The following is an 18,350-nucleotide window of genomic DNA, read 5'->3' on the forward strand; positions in this document are numbered from 1 at the left end:
TCTTAGTATGGGTTGTTGACTCCGCAGTCGGGGCATTGTTCGTACCAGAACCCGTGTTCGTGGCTTCGGTTCTGGCATTGACGGGGATCTGCTTCGAGCTCCATCAGGTTCCAGTCGGGATCCGGTTTTTCGGTGAAGAGGATGTCTGTGCGTTCGTCCGGGTATCCGCGTTGATCTGTGAATAGGTGGACCGGGCAGTGTTGGCAGGAACGGAGTTCTACGTCGGCGGCTCCGCCCCAGAATGATTCCGGGTTTCCTTGCCATTCGTGGAATCCTTTCGGGCCAGGACATTCCCCGATTTCTGGCCTGTCTGCCAGTGCTTTTTCGAGGACGGCGTCGTGGTATCTTTGCTTCAGTGATTCTTCGAAACTGGTGATGGTGGATACACCGACTAACGTGTTTTTCAGGACTTTTAGCGGGAGGTCAGGTTGTGCGACGTCAGGATGGTAGGCGTATTCCTCCCGATCTTCGTCGTATTGGCGGCGTAGTATGCAGGGGCGGCTGGTGCAGATCTGGTAGTCTTCTTCGCAGGTAAGGACGTATCCTGGTACGGTCCCCCAGTTGTGTTCTCCACCGTAGTAGTAGCTCTCACAGTCGATGAACCGTATAGCTGAGTAGTCGCGTACGCTGTATCCGGCCCCGTCTTCCTTGGCGAAGGCTTGGTCGACAACTGAGTAATCCAGTTCTTCTTCTCCGAAGTCACTGGAAGAGAGCCAGGCAACGGAGTAACCAGTGTAGAGGTAATCGTGGGTCGTGGATTTGGTATCTTTCTCATGGTGCCGGTGCTGTACTTCGATGATGAGACCTTTGCCGAAGAACGGGTTCTCTTCGGTGAACTCGAGTAGTGCGTCGGCCTGTCGTGTCTTGTTTCCGCTGCCGCTGTCGGAGGCGTCTAACGTGATTTCTGCTCCGTACCGCTTGGCCTGGGGTTTGAATTTGTTTTTGAGTGCTGCGACGGCGAGTGCTACACACCGTGCGTGGGTAGCTGATTCTCCGGTCGACTCGGTGGTGGGGCAATTGTTTCCGGAGGAGTTGTTGACGTGGTAGAAGTGGCGTGCCTTTTGATCACCGCCTCGGGCGTACATGGTGTCGCCGCACTCGGGACAGGTTACAGGTTCCTGATTGAGGACGTTGGCGGGTACAACGATTTCTCCGTCCCGCAGACCTCGGAACGGCATCTTTCACTTGACACGACTCTCCGGGATTTCATGTAGTTGCCGGTCAATGAGGACGGCCTCAGCTATTGCCTGAGAATTTGTCGACTACTGATATTGCCCGGGCCGAGATTCTTTTACGGATAATTGTGCTTGCAGTACTGCTTGAGACAGCGGGGATAGATGAGGAGAAGGGCCGTGAAATCTTGGACGATGAGTACAGCGGTGTCGACCGGATTATCGAGCTCTCATAGACTCAGTATGCCACCTATAGTTCCAGCTGTTCTTCGAAGAATCTGATTGCGTAGATGAGTGCTGCGTCAGGGAATCCGACCTCGTTGAAAATTCGGCGGGCCAGGTTCTGGCCTTTCGGTGCCTGGCAGCTGGGACGTCTTTTGTCGTACTGGAGATGGGTCATGGTGGTACAGCCGGGTATGTCAGGAGAGATTTTTGGTGCTTGGTAGGCAGGAGTCTTTTCTACCTCTACGGTTTCCATGGATTCTGTTTCCAGAGGCATCGTGATTTCTTCTCTCCGGCGTACTTCGTCGATCTTGCTGTGTAGGCCTTGAATGTAGTCCTCGCTGCTGGAGCTGGATATTACGGCGTTCTCTGCGTTGTGGAACTGGGTTAGATTGATCTGGTCGACGACGTCAGGATCTTTGATCAGGACCTGTCTCCGGGAGTTGCTTTTGAACCTGTAGATCTGTGGGTCGTAGAGGAGTAGTATCCTGTTCTGGTCGATGGGGCAGTAGATTTGAAGCCCTCTGTTGCCGATCCCTGCCGGTACTGCTCCGTACCGTGGTTTGTAGCGAGGATTGTCAAGGACCATCGGTGTGTCGGAGATGATGAACTCTCTTTCGGTGACGTTGCACAGCATTTCAGCTTCGAGATCCTGGATCCCTGTGTAGCCGAAGATTCCCTGGGTGATGATGTAGTGGTGTGTTCCGAGAAGGGAGGCGTCAACCATCGTGTCCTCCATTTCTTCCTCGGTAAGGTCAGAGTCCCAGATGACACTGCCTTCGTACCGGTCGTGTTCCATATCGTCTTTGACCGCGTCACGCATGAACTCTTCCGCACTCCGGATATCTTCTCGCTCGGCTTCGGTCCTCGAGCGCTGAGTCGTGATGAAAGAGAGAAGCAGCTTGACCTCCTGGCCGGAGAGATCTCCAATGTCGGCCCCGTTACGCAGCTTTTTGATAGGGCTGTGCTGATGTCCTTCTAATTTGCCGAGTTCGGTTTCGACCCTTGGAGGATTCCCGTAGAAGTAGTCGCGTGAACAGACCTTCCTGATGCTGTTGGGGAAGATTTCGCCCTCAGAGAGAGGTAGGACGTTAACCACGTTGTCCGTGGCCCACCCCTTCAGGAAGTGCTGGGGTACGTAGTGCTGGTTCTTCCGCTCAGGCATTTCGTCTTCTTACGCAGGACTGGAATTCCAGTGTCTAAAGGCCTTGCTACGCTGTAGTCGATAGAATTGGTTCAGAACATTTCTAAGACTTCTTCTTGGCATTGTTCATGGACATCATCGGATATCCGGGGTTCTCCTCCAGGTTCAATCTCTTCATCGCAGAGTCTACAGGTGTTACTGTGTATTTCCTTGACTCTGTCCTTGGATCCGCACCAGACCACATCCTTCGTCAGCACCGTTGTATCGCAGGCCGCAATCACCGCATTTCAACAGGTGGTCAACATTCATCTCAACGTCCTGTGCTGGAATTACTGTAGTGACTACTCTCTCGCCTCTATCTTTCTTGGTCAGGAAAATGGTTCCCGTTGGCAACTTCATGAGGTCCAATAAATCTTGACACCGAATAGTGATCTGGGAGTGTTTCTGCTGAACTCACCCTCTGTGTCTTGCACGCCACCAGTGTCAACTGATGAGGGTTTCCACTCGACGGATTTTCTTCGGAAAGAGGGGTTCTAGGGTTCTGAGTCTCGGATGGAGACTCGCTGTGCTACAGGTCGCTACTGTTCGGGGGTCACCTTCCTACCAGTCGTCATTGACACTTCAGACCGATCCTGTTCGACAGTCTCGACGTTCTCCTGCGCCAGCCACCAGTCGGGGGTCCAGTCCGTGATCGGGAACACCCATCGTTCGCTCCCTCGCCAGTAGGCGATCGGGTTCTTCGGGACGGGTGCGCCGGTCGTCTTCGGACCAGTCCACCGACGTTGTCTGGGTCGTCGTTCGTGGGTCGTCGCAGTCTCGGACGTGGCCGTGTCGTCCTTCGAGTCGTCGGCAGCTCGCTCCAGGATCGTGAGCTCGCTGTCTCGGCGGGTCTCGAAGGTCGCCTCGTCCCCGTACCAACCTTTCACGACATTTTCAGCGCGCACGAGATCTCCGATCGCCAGTTCGGGGAACCGGTAGGATCGGATGAGCGTGCGGCCGCCAACGTCGGTCGGGTCGGGCGTGGGGCGGGTCTCGTCCCATTCGGACTTACGCCAAATCGCAAAGCGGATCGACCCGGTGTCGTCCTGGAGCACGCCGGCCTGCTTGATTCCGGGATGCGTGTTCTCGAAGAGGATCGCCACGCGACCCTGTGTCGAGAATCGGCCCTTCGTCTGGCGGGTCGACATGTATCGGACGTTACCAATCGTCTGGATGTTCCGGGGATCGTTCGCCTCGGCTTCGGCCTGTCTGAGGACTGCACTCGCTGGCTCGACACCTCGGGAGACACGCTTTGCAAGCGCGATCGCGAGGGTGAGCGGTTGTTTGCGCACCTCGTGGACCTTCTCGAAGTCCTCACTCAGGAGCCGATTCGCCATCTTACAGACCTCGTCGTGCGTGTCCGAGTCCAACTCGAGGAGTGGACGCAGACGCTCTTCGCGGGCCTGTGTGGCAGCTTCAGCGCGAGCTGCGGCGATCTCTGTCGTCGTCGGGCGCTGCGCGGCGAGTTCGTCGAACCGGTTGTTCAGCCACTTCGCGTGTCCGACCAGTTCGATCTCGTCGCTGAGTTCGCCCGGGCGGCAGATACCGTCCGTGACGCGCTGCTTCTCGGCTTCCAGTGCGAGCGAGCGCTCGATGGATTCCAGTGACGTGCCGGCGAACTGCTCGGGTTCGGCGAGCAGGTCACCGAGACGGACGTACTCACCACCGGGCGTCAGGACCTCCAGATCGGCGGTCTCGATGCCGGTTGTGGTGTCGTCGTCCTCGGTTTCCTCCGGTCGGTCGTACGCCTGCAGATCGTCGACAGCCGCGGAAACGGTCGTCTCCGGTGCAGCCGTTCGGGTCGCGGATTCATCGAGGCCACTGGCGACGCCAACGATCTGTTCGCCGGTCGGATCGACGAAGTTCGAGCTGGCGTTGCCGGGTGTCCAGGTCGCGAGGTCACCGGCCGCATCGGGCTCTAAGAGCGCGTCAGCGGGCTGGCCGTTCGCGTTGGTCCGGGCTCTCATGAGCTGTCCTCGCTCGGGAACGACGGGGTCACCGTCGGGAGTGTAGCCGTACAGTCCGTCGACGGGTTCCGCTCGCGTTCCGAAGTCGGTCTTCGAAGCCGTCCGCTCCGTGAAGCGCGCTGGATCTGCATCCGGCTCCGTTGCGACGTCAGTGTCACGAACAGAGCTGTCTGCGGTCGCTTGATCGACGATGGCCCAGAGCAACCCTGCCAGTCTGGTGACCAGCGTGGTCGTCCCGGCCGTGTCGGTCGAGCGGTGACGCTCCTGTTCCTCCCGGTAGGTCCGGAAGTAGGGGGAGCGGCGGTCGTCGGTCCGCGAGTCTGCGGTCCCATTGGGGTCTTTGTGTGTCGTCGCCTCTACCGTCGCCGGTAGGTTCTTATCTGCGGTGTTGCTACTGTTCATTGCAATTCCCTAGATTGCAGGTGAGGCTTCTGGCCTCACTTCCAACACCGCGTAGCGACGCATAGGTGTATCGCCGCTAGGGGCCTCTATTCGCCCGAATTCGAGCTTTTCCCCACATTAATCCCACACCGACTACCGTCGACAAGCACGGCTCGTTGGTTCTCTCTCACTTACAGAAATATCATGGTCACCTGCCTGCTTCGTCGGATTCTACCAACTGGATCGCGTGTTCCACGAGAGGGCTGGACAAATACAGATTCGTATCTTGCTTGAGCGCTCGAAGCACTCGTTTTGCGGTTGCGTCAGAGAGTTCGCTGTGGCTGTATGCGTACAGGATGATACCTACTGACCCGTGAACTTCGATGCCCTCATCCTGTGCAGTCTTCCGAGCGTCCAAGTCGTCGGTCAACAGCACGGTATTTCGATCCGCACACAGCACCAGCGCGGCTGTCTCACCGGGATCGAGATACGGATACGTCGCGTCGTCATACTCGACTTGCTCGACGGTGAACTCCAATTCCGAGGTGTCTGTCGAGCCGCGTTCGAGTTCTGTGAGGACCGTCTCTGGGATACAAATTTCTCCGACCAACTCAAGCAAATGCAATACATCGGCTTGGACCAGATGAATCCGCGGCCCTGTATCGGTGATAACGAGTCTGTTCAAGCGTGGAGGCCCCACTCCACGTCTTCTTCGATCGCGTCGCGAGCGGAGTCGACTTGGTCGACAACATCTGCGCCGAGTTCGTCGACCGCCTCCTCGCGTGTGAGGTCGCCATCGAGGTATTGACTGATAATCATATCGCGGTAGAGCGTCTCGACGCCCGTCTCGACGGCCTGTTGAATCACCTCGGATTCATCGATGCCGAGGTGCTGGGCGAGTTCCCTCACCCGGTCGGAGACGCTATCGGTTGCCATACGCCCGTGTTAGGTCCCAACCGGTATAACTGTCATAGCGATAGTAACGGCCTATGTGGGGTAACACTCCCGTGATTAGAACCGAGTCCCCAGGAAAAGTCCATTAATGTGGCACCAGCCACCACGAGATGCCACGAGGTAGCTTCGATGACTGGCGACGAAGATACTCATACGAGTTCGCTCGAAGCGTTCTTGAGCGAGTCTGGTCTCTGCACAGAAACGCTCGGTGAGCCGCCGCTTCGGGATGGGGAACCCCGTTGCTTTCACGAGACTGTGTCGAATTCAAGCCTGGCGACGAGTAGACGGTACGGATACAGACTGGATGTTTTCAACTTGCCCTGAGGTCTGAAACGGTGACGCCGAGCGGTGGATTCACTGCTCACCTGGACGGGGCCGAGGCCGAGTTCATGGACAAGCCCGCTTCATGAATCATTACATGCAAACATCTTATGTTCCATGAGACGCTACATCCACACAACATCAGGAGGTCAGGATGAGTAGCAACGACACCAAACACGTTCAAACTGAATTGAACGAGGAGGAGTACGAGCGATTTCGAGAGTTCGCTGAGGAACACGGACTGTCGCTCAAAGAAGCCAGTCACGAGGCGTTGATTGAGTGGGTCGAACGCCAGCAACAGGCCAATCCGAATGATGCAGCCTTTACGGTTCTCGATGAACTCGATGATTCGTCGCTCCCACGGACGGCACAGACAGACGCCAGAGAAGAAGACGATCTCGTTGACGAGTGGCACGGCAATGATGAATCATTCGTTCTCGCTGAGGACCCCTCCTCGAACTCCTAACTCTGATGGCAGACCCAGTTGAGACACCGATTGGGACGGTAACCGCTGAACACTTTCGACCGGGTTCGATTCGTCATCAGGCCGTCTGTGGCCCGAAGTTCCTCTATGCGCTGTTCAATCCGGAGGATCAGATGCATCCCGTCTCACGTGCATTCATGGATTTTGTCCGCGACGGCGACCTCCCATATCGGCGACTGGTCGTGAACGACCATATCGTCGACGAAGCTGCTACCCGACTCAAAAAACAGGCATCGATGCGAAACGCTGCGACGTTTCTGACGACGCTCGATAAGAGTGATCTCTATCAACTCGAATCAGTTACTCCGGAGGTATTCAGTGATGCGACAGACACGTTCATCGAGTGGACCGACCTCGCTGCATCCTTGACTGACTTCATCGTCGCGTCACACATGGCTGAGCTAGAGGTTGATCACATCCTCACGTACGACCGGCATTATGACGCCTTCGACGTAACGACGCTCCCCTATCGGAGACACGAGTGAGAGCTATGACTGAATCAACGCCACCCTCACATCCGATGGAACGCGAGCAGCTTCGGGCTGCGTCGACGCTCGTCGTGACAGTCAAATCGTCCGACGAGTTCCACGACCACGTTACCGACGGCATCGGGTCGCTCGAACAGGGCGATGCGGTGGACGCTTCGCCGACGCTCTCGTTCACCAGCTACGACGATCTCATGGAGACGCTGACGCCGCGTGTCCTCAAGATCATTGAGGCCATTCGTCGGAACGAACCATCCAGCATCAACGAGGCTGCCCGGGTTGTTGACCGAGACGTAAAGAACGTCCACGAGGAACTCAGTCGGCTTGCCCACCTGGGTATCATCTTCTTCGAAGAAGATGGTCAGAGCAAGCGCCCGGTCGTCTGGTTCGACGAACTCGTCATCAACCTCCCGTTCGATCCCGACGCTGGAGATACAGCGGCTGCAGCACCGTAGCAGTTGTTGGAAATCTGATTTTCTTCATTCGAGCCGGAACACGTATTCTGGCGTTCCAGACTCGATTGATGTGGATTTACATTTAAACGGCTCTGTTGAAATCCTCGGAGAGTTACAGGTTCGCCCGATAGTCTGACCGGATGCAGGCCCTCCCAAAGTCGCAGTTGCTTCGGTTCGTTGAGCAGGCATATCACTTGGCTCGGCGAGCTGTTGCCCGCTACTCGTCGAAGTTCTCGAAACGACGGTACACACTCCACCAGCACATCGTCTTGCTCTGTCTCAAGGTGCGGAAGAATACGACGTACCGGACACTTCTTGACGAACTTATCGAGATGCCTCGGATTCGGAGCGCCCTCGATCTTGAGGAACTCCCGTCTCCTTCGACGTTGTGTAAGGCGTTTAACCGGCTCGATATGGCGGTTTGGCGTGTGCTGCTCAACCTCTCGATTACCCTCCTCCCGACCAACGGTGTCGTCGGTATCGATGCCTCTGGCTTTGACCGTAGTCACGCCTCGAAGCACTATACGAAGCGAACGAAGTTGACGATTCAGCAGTTGAAAGTCACGCTCCTCGTAGACACGAGGGCGAACGCAATTATCGACTTACATGTGACGACGACCAGAAAACACGACTCAAAAATCGCACCGTCACTCATCAAGCGAAACACCGGTAAGATGGCGATTCTCCTCGGTGACAAGGGATACGACGACCAGAAGATTCGGGCGTTAGCCCGTGAGGAGAATCTTCGTCCGCTCATCAAGCACCGAGAGTTCTCATCGCTTCACAAAGCGTGGAATGCTCGGCTGGATGATGATCTCTACGGTCAGCGCAGTCAGAACGAGACGGTTAACTCCCGCCTCAAACGGAAATACGGCGCATTCGTCCGCTCACAGCAGTGGTGGAAACAGTTTCGGGAACTCACCATCGCTTGTTTCACTCATAACATCGACCGATCACTCTAATTGGCAAATACAGAGAGCATCTGTGATAGAATGCTATCGCATTCAGTCCGAACAAGTCAGATTTGGATTGGAATCGGCGAACTGACCATTCGGGTTCTCGGTGAATAGCCAGACGTGGAGTCCATAGTGTCTGGGTTGATCTGAATAATGGCCCTCCATCGGTCCACGGAAAGTTCGCCGGTCATCGCCAGCAAAGAGTGCAGGAGGTTCCTCGACGTCACTCGCGGGGACGAACCATTCAGCTCCCCTCAGCTCGTACTGGTCGGTGTCTGTTTGTTCATAGAGGAGAACGTTTGGCATATCGTAGGACACCTGGGGCACATCCTCTTTCACGAATGGGGTACCCAGCCCATCGATACAGGTGCCGATGTTTCGATAGCCATCGTTCATCGCCTTCTCGTGGTCCTTGTATTTCTCCAGCTTGAGCTTCGCGTCGTTGACCCCCGCTCCCGAGCCGCTCTGTCCGGAGCCACCGTCAGTCGTGCCATCCAGTTGGCCGAGACACCCTGCCCCCAAAACGAGAAGTGGTGCCGACGCAGAGAGGAGGTCTCGTCTGTTCATAACTAGCTCTGTCCCGCGCTGGACATAAAGCTCCCCGAGAGTGAAAGAGACGTTTTAACGAAATACGACTCCCTAACTATGAGTGATCCCACGAAATAGCTCGATAGATGTGTAGAGCTATCTAATGGCTATTGCACTGCAGATGATATCAAGATAATAGGATTTCAACAAAGCCATTTAAACATTAATCATATTGCCAACCAATGGTAGGGGAACTCATGCTACTCGATGACGTAGTTGAGGAAGGACTTGCGACGTACGATCTGTCCCGAAGCATGGAAGCTGAAGACGCAGGCCGAATAGCTACGATGCTGGAAAACTGAACGACTGATGGTTGAATCATGCCTGACGACACACGCCATGTGAATGGAGCAACAGTCAGGGACCTCCTCTCAGTTGCGACTCTCCTCGAAGATCCACAGCTAGCGGGTCTGTACGCGCACCTCTATCGTGAAGAGCCTGCGACTGTTCGCGAGATCATGAACGCGCTCGACTTCTCTCGGGAGACCACTCAGACGTTACTGTCTCGGCTCGAAGAGATGGGCACAGTTGAGACACTTACTGATGACGAGCCACAGAAGTACCGAGCGATCAGCATCGAGCTCTCGTTGTCCGCGGATCAGGGCGATCGGACCTACACAGTGACGCCGGCGTTGATCGACGCTGTCGGCAGACGCTGTGCAGACGGCGACATCGATACATACATCGACCGTCACGGACTCGCTGGGCTTGCGACGGCGCTCATCTATGCTGTCGATCGGGAACGATCCAGAGTGACACATCGGCTGATGGCCCGTGATCTGGATATCGCCCCGCTGGAAGCCGAGATCATTCTTCAAGCACTTCGTCCAGTCGTCCACGACCACTTCGAGATCGAGGTCGCAGACAGTGGCGATGTATTTGAGTCCGAAAGCAACGCCCCGTGAGGGAAGCTCACACTTTTCCTCGATATCTGCATATCGACGTTGTAGTAGCTATTTTGACTGTTGCCGAATTACTGGTATCTATTGGATGTACGAATTGTTCGATGGGACGGCCGCTCGCGTGCTGCTCGCAATCGAGTCCGGAGATTCGATCCGACAGGTCGCCCAGCACATCCACACCCCCTACGAGACGGTCCGCCAGGCCGTCAACCGGCTTGAGGACGCGGGCTATCTCGCGTACGACGATGGGCTGTTCGTCGCCGACGATCGCGTTCGTGAGGCGGCACGCGACCTGTTGGTGGCGAGTGCCGGCGTGAGTCCGCCGTCTATCGAGGAGGCGTACGTCCTCCCGCAGTTCGGTGACTGGCCGTTCGCGTTCGCCCGGATCGATGCAGTCTACGTCTGGACGCAGGGTGGCTACCAGGTCGGTCGCGACCCTGATGACTATCCGCTGTTTCTCGCCGTTCGGGAGCAGGATGTCGAGGCGTGGCAGGAGTTTTTCCAGCAGTTTAGCCTCCCGACGGCGTTCGAGCGACAGCCGCGGGACGGACTCGATGGCCCGCTCCAGATCGTCCTTGATCCGCGACCGACGCTCGAAATCGACCACGTCGACGGCTACCCAGTCGTCCCGCGCGACGAGACCGTCGCCTACATGTGCGAACACTACGCGCAGTTCCAGTCGGCGCTGGCGATACTCGATCGCATGTACGACGACCTTGATCTCGACGTGGCCTATCGCGAATCGGAACAACCCGACTGATCGGCCTACGTCGAGGAGGTGAATTGGCGTACTCCGGTCTATACGAACAATTGCTCGATCGACTGCTGGACGATATTCGAATCGACACCGATGAGGCTCGCTGTTTGTTCATAGAGCCCTTCTGATACCGCTGCTCGAAACGTCTCCACGCCATCGTTCGAAACACGGTCACGAACAGCCGAGCGCATTTCTCCATACTCATCGACGTACCAGAGGAGGGCGTGGAGGTCGGCAAGATCTTTCAGTCGCTTGTGGCTCTTATCACGCTCTGGAAACGCTCGGATTTTCATCGCTGCCAGCGCTGTTGGAGGCGCAATCAGGGCTGTTTCCGGTGTCGTCCACGAGACATACTCTCCGAGCGGTTCTCCTTCGTCGTCTGCAAACACCGGTGCAAGAAGCGGTTCAGCAGGAGGCCGGAAGCCGAACGTCTCTTGGAACTCATCGAGCCTCGTCGTATCTGGGATGATATCGATATCGACCCGGAAGATATTGTGTGCTGGTTGGCTTCGGACGTCCTCATTAGAGAGTCGGTCACCGGTTTCGCGGTGAAACTGCTGGTAGAATCCGAATCGTCCACGGTTGTAGCCGAGATCAGCCTCAATCCGTTCGAGTGTCGTTGCAACTGGTGCTGCTTGGAGGTCTGTGACCGACCACTCGGGGTCGATATGGATGCCGAGATCGATATCTCGCGACCCAATGTATGGGCGTCCGTGTGCGTCCTGAAACCCGGTCGTCACGTGCAGATGGACCGCCCACCCACCGAGCAAACACGTCGGCGGCTCAGCGACAGCGATGACGTCTTGGAGCTCCTGTTCGGAGAGCCGTGTGACGGCCTCGGCATACTGGCTCCGGTCAGCGTTACTCATCGTCCTCTCCGTGATACCTGGCTATGAGTCGGTTTGCGGCTTCGGCGGCAGGCCCGTCTTCGTCGAGGAGATCGACGATCAACTGTGGGATCGAGACCGTCGTGACGTCATCAACGGTTTGGGTGTTGTAGAAGACGTGCTCGTCAGTCGCCCGGAACTCCGTATTGCCGCCACCGATGAGGCCATTTTCCTCGATGGTGGTGAGCCACATCGGGATATCGTCCTCCCTGACGTACAGGTCGGTCGAGGAACTGAAGAGAAACCCCTGGTGGACCTGTTCGGCTTCATAGGTAGTGAGTGCGTAGTCGAGATCAGCCTCACGGATCTGATTCAGCGGCTGTTGAAACGACACCCGGACTGCATTCGGTTCGATTCGCGTCTCGAGCCAGTGACGATACAGCCCGTCCGGATCCTGAACGGTTGCGTTGTGAATGTACCCTTCCGACTCGAGTTGCTCGAAGTACTCATAGGCCCACCCTTTCGAGACGTTGGCCCGCTGCGTAATCTCGTACCGGCTCAGCTCCCCGTCAGGATGATTGAGGAGGGTCCGGTGGAGACGCTCTTTCTTGAACCCGCGTTCACGGGCCGGCTTTTCGAGCAGCACACTATCTAGGTTACTGCCTATACTTATATATCTAACCGAACGTTCGGCTATCGAAGATAGTTATATACTGAACCGAACTACTTCTCTTCTCTTGACGTCTGGGGGTAGACAACGCGAGTTTATCTGCCCGAAGGGGGCGAGGAACGGCGATCATGCACATGCTCATACGCGTACTCGTCCCTGCAACCGACGCGACAGAGGCGGCCGGCACCGCACGATTCGCGCTCGACCGATTGATCGGGATCGGTGAGGGAGCGAGTACCGTTTTCGACTACTACAAGACGCTCGACGAATCGACCGCCCGGTATCGTGACCACCCACGCTATGGCGGGCTCGATCCCGCGCATCGGCTGTCGTCCGCGACTGGGAAACAACTCCTTGACGACGCGATCGAAGCTCAAGCAATGTGGTTCGTCGAGACAGTCGCGACGCTTCGTGAGAAGCTCGACACGCTTGAACCGGCCGAGGTAATGGACGATGTCGACCTCGTCCGGTACGACTGCTACCGGCTCGGACAGTTCGCAGGCCCATCAGTCTGGATCTACGATGAGCACGGCGCCGGGCTCCGTTCCCGTTGTGCAGTCGACCGCTACGTCGAGGACCGGGACTCCGATTCGCTCTGGGTGGTGCCCGCTGATGTCCACTACTGACCGGCCAGTGGCGAGCCTCGGCTCTGCCAGCCGTCCTCACCCGTTCGAAGTGGACGTGGGCCTCGACACTCGCGAGGACTCGTGGAGGGGGCTGTGAGCTTCTACGCGACGGTTGCCGGCTATATTCAGTACCGAACCCTCGCGTTTCTGGAGGCCGCCGTTGGCCGACTCCAGACTGGTGGCTGGCTCGATGACTGCCAGCACTGGCGGGTCGACGGACGCGTCATCGAGCACGGTAGGGTCGAGATGATCGATACCGACCAGCTGGTGCTCGTGATTCCACCAGGGTTGTATCGAAACCTCGCTCGGATTACGACGCGGCTGTTCGTCGGTGCGACCGACGGCGTCGTGGTGATCAGTTCAACGGACGGCTGTTTCGACGGCTGGATCGAGCGACCGTTACCCGCAGCAGCCGCACCGACGCCATCGACGGATGCCATCACGAGCATCGACGCGGTCGATCTCGAGGCCTTCGCTCGTGAGTCCGGCATCGGCGTGAAGCGATTCGAGCGGACGCCTTCCGACAAATACGCTGCCTGGCAGGATCAGGTCTGTCTGGCCTTCCACGAAACGTTCGACCCACCGTTCCCGCCGGATCTCGCCGACCAGAACCTCGACTGACCGACTGCAGATCGATCCTCGGCCCTCACCGGGCCGCTTTCCAAAATGTACCTCGATTCACCCAGCTACGCCGCCGTCCCGACCGACCAGTGTACCGTTTCCGACCAGCGTATCGACGTCGTCGACGAATCGCCTTCGAACGAGCGTGACTGCTGTCCCGAGTGCGATGATGTGCCGCTCGTCAGCGACGACACCGAGACGTACTGTCCCGATTGCGGTCTAATCGTGGAGGATGCCGGCCTCGACCACGGTCCGGAGTGGACGCCCTACGATGAAGCGGAGCGGCGACGGGTTGGCAGCCCGGTAACGCCGATGCGTCACGACTGGGGCGTCTCTGCCGAGATCGGCTTGTTCCGAGACGGACACGGTCGCGAGCTTTCGGCTGCGACTCGGGCCCGCCTGCATCGACTCCGCCGCTGGAATCGACGAGCACGCTTCGAGAGTAAAGCTGACCAGAATCTCGCGCACGGACTCGGTGAGATTCGTCGGATCGGCGGGGCGCTCGACCTCGCAGAGGGTATCCAGGAGGAGGCGAGTCAGCTGTTTCGCGAGGCACAGTCCGATGATCTGATTCGGGGTCGGTCCCTCGAATCGATGGCGAGTGCGGCGGTGTACGCAGTGTGTCGCCGCCGTCGACTGCCACGCTTTCTCGATGAAGTCGCTGAGGCGGCTCGGGTCGACCGCGGCAAGGTTCGGCTGGCGTATGGGGTGCTCAATCGCGAGCTGTCGCTACGGATTCCACCGGCTATGCCTGCGGACTTTCTCCCGCGACTTGCCAGTTCGGTCGAGGTGTCGGAGCAGGTTCGAGAGCGATCGGCGCAATTGTGCGATTCGGATGCAGTCATCGACCTCGCGAACGGACGCAAACCCGCCGGTGTCGCTGCTGGCTGTCTCTACTTCGCCGGTCGTGAACTGGAGGGATTCGGCGCTGTAACGCAAGAGCAACTTGCCACGGCCGCTCGTATCTCAGAGGTCAGTCTCCAGCACGTCTGGCAGGCTCTCCAGGATCGAGAGTTACCGGTCTGGTCCGCTGAGTCCTCCAATTCTTCAACTGAGATCGAACGGGGGCTTCCATGACGACCGACGAGATCACTGGTCGAGAGGAACGCATCGAGGTTATGCTCGACCCGTCCACAGCCGGATGGCGTTCGGGCAAGCCCTGTCCAGAGTGTGGTCACTCGGTCGTTCACGCTATCGTCAGGGCAGGCGTCCGGTTCCGTTCGGATGGGTCGTGGGAGTTCGACGAAACACTCGGTGTGTACGATGCGTTCTGCCCGGAGTGCGATTGGCTTCCGGCAGTTTGCTCTCTATGAGCAGTAGCGAGGAGCGTGTGAACTACTTCAACAGATTGTAAACAAAATTCCGCAAACGTATTTATACGACCCAGTACTAAAGTTTACAACGATGCTCACCAAGGCCGGACTCGCTGTTCTGGACGCACTGAGTGCTGGCCGGACAGCAACTCCGTCTGAGCTCGCAGGAGAGACTGAGTATTCACAACCCCATCTCTATGAGATACTAGACGAGCTGCAGTCCGAGGGTTTGGTGACCGAAACCCGAGAATCTCACAATCAGCGTCGTGTTCGGGCGACTGACCACCCGGTCGTCGAAGCGTATCGAGATCTTCGGTCGAAGCTCGGCCACGTTGACTGGATTGAGGTTCTTTCGCCCGCTACGCTCCGGGTGTGCTGGTATCTCGACGAACCGCGCCGCGCCTCCGAAATTGCAGAACGACTCGGGATTACTCGCCAGGGCGTTCACAATGCATTGTCGCCACTCAAGCATCGAGCGATGCTGTCGCCGTCCGGTCCCGAGTACGCGTTGAGCGAAGACCTCTCGCCGCTGCTCGAGTTCGCTCGTGCCGTCGTACGCCACGACCACCGATCGCGGGTTCGGGAGATTGCCCCGAGTGCGACCGTTGAGTGGTGCGACCCGAAGCGGGCGCTCGTCCGTGTACAGACGCCCGATGATACGACCGCACTGCAGTCAGCCACTGAGTGGCAGTTGACTGGGCTCGCCAAATTTCAAGAATACGGCCTCCAATTCTTCCTCGTTGGCGAACCCGCGTTCTGGTATGCTCCCGAGGAAGAACTCACGCCCGCCGACGTGGTATGCCACACCCTCGTCCTCGACAGTGGTTCGCGCCGTGTCAGTTATTCCATGCTATTGATCGAGAAGCTGGATATCGACCAAGAGACGCTCACAGAAACCGCACGATGGTACGACCTGGAGACAACGGTGACTGCATTGTACCGGCCGCTTCGTGGAGAGTTCGATGCCTCGAACAACTTCCCTGTCTTCCTCCCGAGTGAATCAGAATTTATGGCCCTCAAAGAGCAGTACGAGGTATCATGACCGTGTTCAAAGGAGGTGAGGCGATCAGAGCGTTTCTCGAAGAGTTCGACAGCTGGCTCTCGGAGCCCGTTACCGTCTCCTCGTCCCGAAGAGACGGTTGAGGAGCAAGGATTCATACCACCGGGAACGCTACGTACGGGTAGAGAATGGGACAGTCAGCCAGCGATTTGCCATCGGGGGTTCGCGAGGCCGTGATTACACGGCTCGAAGAGGCTCCTGTATCGCTTGCGCTGCTGTTCGGGTCGTATGCGACCGGTCATGCCACCACAGGGAGCGACGTCGACATCGCTGTCGAATACGACGAAACACTCGAAGACGTCACGGACACCCACCTCTCGCTCGTCGCCGATCTCACACGGATTCTCGGTCGAGATGACCTAGACGTGGTGCGACTCACATCCGTTGATCCCCGAGTCGCAGTCGAAGCTCTTGACTACGGGCAGCTGCTCGTTGGCACAGCCGAGGAGGCTACTCAGCTTCGTACTCGGCTCGAAGCCGCTCGCCAAACGCAAGACGAACTCGTTCAGAGTCGTATCGAGAACGCGGAACGCAAGATCGAGCGTCGTCTTCAGCGCCGCGAGCATGGTTGACGAGCGGGCTCGGCTCCGTGAAATGCTCGCGGAGCTTGAGGAGTACCTCGATGGACTTCGCGACAAGCAGGGTGTCCCAAAGGAGCGCTTCGAGACTGATGACGACCTCCAAGATATCGTCGAACGACGTCTTGAGAAAGCTACCCAGACATGCATTGACATCGCCCGGCTAATCGGTCGCCTCGAAGGACGCAATCTCAATGAAGTAACAAATGCAGGGGTATTCGTTGCGCTCGTCGACCTTGACGTGCTTCCACCGTCGCACCGTCAGGAATTCATCGATATCGGTGGCCTCCGGAATGTTCTCGCCCACCGCTACCGGCACATCGATACCGGAGAGATCTATGAGGTCTATCACGACCTCAATCGTCTCGAACGATTTTCCGAAGCGATCTATCGCTATCTACACGAAGATGCGGACTAACTCATGGCCAGTTGCTTCGGAGTTCACGTAGATTCACCCGGGACTATGGGTGACATCCTCCCACGCTGTGTTGTGTCCCTCGGCATCGTCGAATCCGTCTCCTTCAGATTTCTCAGCCCGTCGTTTGTCCGGTCGAGCAGGGACTACGGCGGGCCCAGCGCTCGATAGTTCTCGTCGATAGCTGAGGTTAACCAGGCATTGGCGATCGGACTCCCCCGACCAGCGTCGCCTCCTCGGGCAAATTCACTAGGTGATGCTAGAGTGCAGCACCGTAGGAGTCCCGGAGCGTCCCCTGGCTCATGTCTCGAGTAATCCGTGTTCCGTCTTGAAATCAGGCGCAATGTGACCTCCTGATGATTCTGCTGTACCTGCGAATTTACCACTACGAAGAGAGTGAGGGAGAGTTGGAGTCGACTTGGTACCGTTACAAATCGACTCTTATCTTTCACTCCTAGTGACTGCTCTTACCACCAGCTATGAGTACAGAACCAATCCTCGAGAGTGCTGACACCGACGATACTGATGACTCTACCGTCAATTCGTCGGCGACCAGTCAGCAAGACGATCCGACTACTGACCAGTCCTCGGATGATGAGACATCACCGGCATCCGAACAGGACGAGACGGACGAGCCGACGTCCACAGGTCCGCCGGAGACGTTCCGGGCGGCGATCCAGTCGGAGCCACTGAAGAACATTCTGCGAGCACTCAGGGCGACTGTCGACGAGGCTCGCGTGAATATCGACGAGTCGGGCATCCGCGTCCGAGCGGTCGACCCCGCGAACGTCGCGATGGACGACCTCGATCTCTCGGCGAGCGCCTTCGAGTCATTCGAAGCGACTCCCGGCGTCATCGGAATCGACCTCGACCGGCTCTGGGATGCGGTCTCGCTCGCAAACAAAGGTGACCTCGTCCAACTTCACCTCGACACGGAGAGCCGGAAGCTGGTCGTGGCCGTCACTGGCCTCGAGTTCCAGATGGCCTGTCTGGATCCGGCGACGATTCGGTCGGAACCGACGCTTCCCGAGCTGGAGCTACCAGCGAGCGTCACCGTCGACCGCGACACGCTCCGCCAGGGGGTGAAAGCGGCCGATCTGGTTGCTGACCACGTCGGCTTCCGAATGGACCCCGAGGAGGAAGTGTTCCGGATCGATGCCGAGGGCGACACGGATAGCGTCGACTTCGGGATCGATGCTGACGACTGGGAGGCGGTCACCCTCGCGGAGGCGTCCTCGCTGTTCAGCCTGGACTACATGAAGCGAATCGTGCGAACGATTCCAAAGGGAGAGAGCGTGACGGTAGACTTCGGGACTGAATTCCCCGCCATGCTCTCGCACGATATTGCCGATGGGAATGGATCGATAGTACGGATGCTCGCTCCGCGTATCGAGACGTGAATAGCTGTTAGAT

22 protein-coding genes and 1 pseudogene are annotated in these 18,350 nt (G+C 57.5%); 15 read left to right on the plus strand and 8 right to left on the minus strand.

The genetic code is table 11. From position 1 onward, the window contains the following. Nucleotides 1-2 precede the first annotated feature (2 nt). The 5 genes from NDI79_RS22770 to NDI79_RS22790 all read right to left on the minus strand — a co-directional run bounded on the left by NDI79_RS22770 (nucleotide 3) and on the right by NDI79_RS22790 (nucleotide 5,861). Nucleotides 3-1,085, minus strand: coding sequence for a hypothetical protein (locus NDI79_RS22770; protein WP_310930907.1), 1,083 nt, complete (start codon nucleotides 1,083-1,085; stop codon nucleotides 3-5). Nucleotides 1,086-1,422: 337 nt separating this feature from the next. After that, nucleotides 1,423-2,559 (minus strand): DUF4238 domain-containing protein, encoded by a 1,137-nt coding sequence (locus NDI79_RS22775; RefSeq protein ID WP_310930908.1) that lies wholly within the window; start codon nucleotides 2,557-2,559, stop codon nucleotides 1,423-1,425. 557 nt (nucleotides 2,560-3,116) lie between these two features. Next, nucleotides 3,117-4,946 (minus strand): single stranded DNA-binding domain-containing protein, encoded by a 1,830-nt coding sequence (locus tag NDI79_RS22780; RefSeq protein ID WP_310930910.1) that lies wholly within the window; start codon nucleotides 4,944-4,946, stop codon nucleotides 3,117-3,119. A gap of 187 nt (nucleotides 4,947-5,133) precedes the next feature. Then, nucleotides 5,134-5,625: a PIN domain-containing protein gene (locus NDI79_RS22785; protein WP_484494548.1), complete on the minus strand. Its 492-nt coding sequence runs from the start codon at nucleotides 5,623-5,625 to the stop codon at nucleotides 5,134-5,136. Further along, complete coding sequence (locus NDI79_RS22790; RefSeq protein WP_310930912.1) at nucleotides 5,607-5,861, minus strand: hypothetical protein; 255 nt, start codon at nucleotides 5,859-5,861, stop codon at nucleotides 5,607-5,609. Before NDI79_RS22790 ends, NDI79_RS22785 begins: the two co-directional genes overlap by 19 nt. A gap of 314 nt (nucleotides 5,862-6,175) precedes the next feature. Here NDI79_RS22790 and NDI79_RS22795 point away from each other — a divergent pair. From NDI79_RS22795 to NDI79_RS22815, 5 genes and pseudogenes are all read left to right on the plus strand, one after another. Next, nucleotides 6,176-6,289, plus strand: a pseudogene (locus NDI79_RS22795) (zinc ribbon domain-containing protein); the annotation flags it as partial. Between the two features lie 65 nt (nucleotides 6,290-6,354). After that, nucleotides 6,355-6,666, plus strand: coding sequence for a hypothetical protein (locus NDI79_RS22800; RefSeq protein WP_310930914.1), 312 nt, complete (start codon nucleotides 6,355-6,357; stop codon nucleotides 6,664-6,666). Between the two features lie 5 nt (nucleotides 6,667-6,671). After that, on the plus strand, nucleotides 6,672-7,169 hold the full coding sequence (locus NDI79_RS22805) for a type II toxin-antitoxin system VapC family toxin (protein ID WP_310930915.1): 498 nt from the start codon (nucleotides 6,672-6,674) through the stop codon (nucleotides 7,167-7,169). A 5-nt stretch (nucleotides 7,170-7,174) separates the two neighbouring features. Beyond that, nucleotides 7,175-7,624, plus strand: coding sequence for an HVO_A0114 family putative DNA-binding protein (locus NDI79_RS22810; protein WP_425499662.1), 450 nt, complete (start codon nucleotides 7,175-7,177; stop codon nucleotides 7,622-7,624). A gap of 140 nt (nucleotides 7,625-7,764) precedes the next feature. Continuing rightward, nucleotides 7,765-8,586 carry an IS5 family transposase gene (locus NDI79_RS22815; RefSeq protein ID WP_310930917.1) on the plus strand — a complete coding sequence of 274 codons (822 nt, stop codon included), beginning with the start codon at nucleotides 7,765-7,767 and terminating at the stop codon, nucleotides 8,584-8,586. A 42-nt stretch (nucleotides 8,587-8,628) separates the two neighbouring features. On the opposite strand, the gene NDI79_RS22820 is transcribed toward NDI79_RS22815, so the two are convergent. Continuing rightward, entirely contained in the window at nucleotides 8,629-9,147 is a 519-nt protein-coding gene (locus NDI79_RS22820) for a hypothetical protein (protein ID WP_310930918.1), read from the minus strand. Nucleotides 9,148-9,488: 341 nt separating this feature from the next. Here NDI79_RS22820 and NDI79_RS22825 point away from each other — a divergent pair, with 341 nt between their 5' ends. Continuing rightward, complete coding sequence (locus NDI79_RS22825; RefSeq protein ID WP_310930919.1) at nucleotides 9,489-10,073, plus strand: DUF7437 domain-containing protein; 585 nt, start codon at nucleotides 9,489-9,491, stop codon at nucleotides 10,071-10,073. Between the two features lie 85 nt (nucleotides 10,074-10,158). Beyond that, the gene (locus NDI79_RS22830; protein ID WP_310930920.1) at nucleotides 10,159-10,830 is read left to right on the plus strand and encodes a helix-turn-helix domain-containing protein; all 672 of its coding nucleotides are present in this window, start codon (nucleotides 10,159-10,161) and stop codon (nucleotides 10,828-10,830) included. A 38-nt stretch (nucleotides 10,831-10,868) separates the two neighbouring features. Here NDI79_RS22830 and NDI79_RS22835 read toward each other — a convergent pair whose 3' ends face one another. Further along, nucleotides 10,869-11,696, minus strand: a complete 828-nt coding sequence (locus NDI79_RS22835; RefSeq protein WP_310930921.1) for a nucleotidyl transferase AbiEii/AbiGii toxin family protein — start codon at nucleotides 11,694-11,696, stop codon at nucleotides 10,869-10,871. Next, nucleotides 11,689-12,300 carry a hypothetical protein gene (locus NDI79_RS22840; RefSeq protein ID WP_310930922.1) on the minus strand — a complete coding sequence of 204 codons (612 nt, stop codon included), beginning with the start codon at nucleotides 12,298-12,300 and terminating at the stop codon, nucleotides 11,689-11,691. The genes NDI79_RS22835 and NDI79_RS22840 overlap by 8 nt, the downstream gene beginning before the upstream one ends. A 152-nt stretch (nucleotides 12,301-12,452) precedes the next feature. On the opposite strand from NDI79_RS22840, the gene NDI79_RS22845 reads away from it, so the two are divergent. The 8 genes from NDI79_RS22845 (at nucleotide 12,453) to NDI79_RS22880 (ending at nucleotide 18,337) form a co-directional block, all read left to right on the plus strand. Continuing rightward, a complete protein-coding gene (locus tag NDI79_RS22845) occupies nucleotides 12,453-12,950 on the plus strand; it encodes a DUF7995 family protein (protein WP_310930923.1) in 498 nt (165 codons plus the stop codon). 93 nt (nucleotides 12,951-13,043) lie between these two features. Next, the gene (locus tag NDI79_RS22850; RefSeq protein WP_310930924.1) at nucleotides 13,044-13,571 is read left to right on the plus strand and encodes a hypothetical protein; all 528 of its coding nucleotides are present in this window, start codon (nucleotides 13,044-13,046) and stop codon (nucleotides 13,569-13,571) included. A 45-nt stretch (nucleotides 13,572-13,616) separates the two neighbouring features. Next, on the plus strand, nucleotides 13,617-14,648 hold the full coding sequence (locus tag NDI79_RS22855) for a transcription initiation factor IIB (RefSeq protein WP_310930925.1): 1,032 nt from the start codon (nucleotides 13,617-13,619) through the stop codon (nucleotides 14,646-14,648). Then, a complete protein-coding gene (locus NDI79_RS22860) occupies nucleotides 14,645-14,884 on the plus strand; it encodes a hypothetical protein (RefSeq protein WP_310930926.1) in 240 nt (79 codons plus the stop codon). The genes NDI79_RS22855 and NDI79_RS22860 overlap by 4 nt, the downstream gene beginning before the upstream one ends. A gap of 91 nt (nucleotides 14,885-14,975) precedes the next feature. Beyond that, nucleotides 14,976-15,926, plus strand: coding sequence for a winged helix-turn-helix domain-containing protein (locus NDI79_RS22865; protein ID WP_310930927.1), 951 nt, complete (start codon nucleotides 14,976-14,978; stop codon nucleotides 15,924-15,926). Between the two features lie 146 nt (nucleotides 15,927-16,072). After that, the gene (gene mntA, locus NDI79_RS22870; protein WP_310930928.1) at nucleotides 16,073-16,516 is read left to right on the plus strand and encodes a type VII toxin-antitoxin system MntA family adenylyltransferase antitoxin; all 444 of its coding nucleotides are present in this window, start codon (nucleotides 16,073-16,075) and stop codon (nucleotides 16,514-16,516) included. Then, on the plus strand, nucleotides 16,509-16,940 hold the full coding sequence (gene hepT, locus NDI79_RS22875) for a type VII toxin-antitoxin system HepT family RNase toxin (RefSeq protein ID WP_310930929.1): 432 nt from the start codon (nucleotides 16,509-16,511) through the stop codon (nucleotides 16,938-16,940). Before mntA ends, hepT begins: the two co-directional genes overlap by 8 nt. 476 nt (nucleotides 16,941-17,416) lie before the next feature. Then, a complete protein-coding gene (locus tag NDI79_RS22880; protein ID WP_310930930.1) occupies nucleotides 17,417-18,337 on the plus strand; it encodes a DNA polymerase sliding clamp in 921 nt (306 codons plus the stop codon). Nucleotides 18,338-18,350 lie beyond the last annotated feature (13 nt).

Source organism: Halogeometricum sp. S3BR5-2 (assembly GCF_031624635.1).
In the GTDB taxonomy this organism is placed as follows: domain Archaea; phylum Halobacteriota; class Halobacteria; order Halobacteriales; family Haloferacaceae; genus Halogeometricum; species Halogeometricum luteum.